At 74.8% G+C, this 1,253-nt stretch carries 1 protein-coding gene; it reads left to right on the forward strand.

The window, feature by feature from the left end; genetic code table 11:
- Positions 1-241 precede the first annotated feature (241 nt).
- Positions 242-1,090, forward strand: coding sequence for a hypothetical protein (locus AB0M20_RS44330; protein ID WP_364307579.1), 849 nt, complete (start codon positions 242-244; stop codon positions 1,088-1,090).
- The last annotated feature ends 163 nt before the right edge of the window (positions 1,091-1,253 follow it).

Here is a 1,253-nt window from a genome sequence, read left to right on the forward strand (position 1 = left end):
CCTCGTCGAGCGTGGGCAGCAACTCCAGCCCGGCATCGGTGGCCAGCCGGCGGGTCCGGTCCGAGCGTCCCTCGGCCGTGGCCACCACGCGCGCCCCGCCGGTCCGCAGCGCCCACCCCAGCCCGGAGCCCATGTAGCCGGGGCTCACCATCGCGACGGTTGTCATTGGTTGATCCTTCCACGATCGGGGTAGGTCAAACGGTCCATAGCTGTCAGTCGATCCCGTAGTCACAATCGGGGCATGACGGCCCCCCTCCTGTCCTCGTTCCTTGCTGTCCTCTTCGCCTGCCTGGGTTACCTGGCCGGCCGCGTCCACCAGTGGCACCGCGGCGCCTGGGACCGGGAGGAGGCGTACCGGGCCGGCCACGAGGAGGCCACGAGAAGCACGCTGAGCATGGCCGCCCGGATGGCCGCCAACGCCCGCCCACCCGCGTCCTCGGCGGCTGCATCCTCCGCCGGGCCGGCAGTCCCGGCTTCTCCTGGCGGCCGTGTCGCGCCGGCTGATCGCGCCGGCGCGTCGTCGCGGCCGACCGGCGCGCACGGCGATGTGCGGGGGCGTCGCTCGCCGGGCGACTCCCTCGAAACGGTGACACCGCCGATCCCGGCAGAGCCCGGTACACCCCAGGCACCGGCGGCGTTCGTTCCGGCGCAGTCCGGTGCGTTTGATCCGGGGGCGGGGTTCGTCGCGTCGGGGTCCGGTGTATCCGATGCGGCGGCGGGGTTGGTGCCGGATCGGGCCGGTGCATTCGGTGCGGGTGCGGGGTTCGTTTCGGCTGGGCCCGGTGGAGTCGATGAGGGGGCAGCGTTCACGCCGGATCTGGGCGGGGCGCGGTCGGGCGCGTTCTTCGAGCCGGTCGTCCAGGAGCCGGGTCCGGTTGTTCAGAAGCCGGATCCGGTCGACGAGGTGCCGGTGCCGCGGCTGGGGCGGCGCGGGCGGCACTACGTGCCGGACGAGCTCGTGCGGGCCGCCACCTACCGCCTGGCGCCCGACCGGGTGGCCCGTGCCAAGGTCCCCGGCGCGCAGCCTCCGGAGGACGACGACACCCCCGACCCGCCGCACCAGCACGTGCCCCGGCCGCGTTCGTCCTGACCGTCGCCGATCGGTCGACGGTAAGCGTGCCAAGGACCTGCGCGCAGCGGCCCGCATCCGCCCGGTCCGCCTACACGGTGACGATCTGTGTCCACAGCAAGCGCCGCCGCGCCGCTGCGCCGCTGCGCCGCCTCCGCGCGCCGCCGCGCCGCCTCCGCGCGCC

The sequence above is a fragment of the Actinoplanes sp. NPDC051633 genome, from assembly GCF_040681735.1.
In the GTDB taxonomy this organism is placed as follows: Bacteria; Actinomycetota; Actinomycetes; order Mycobacteriales; family Micromonosporaceae; genus Actinoplanes.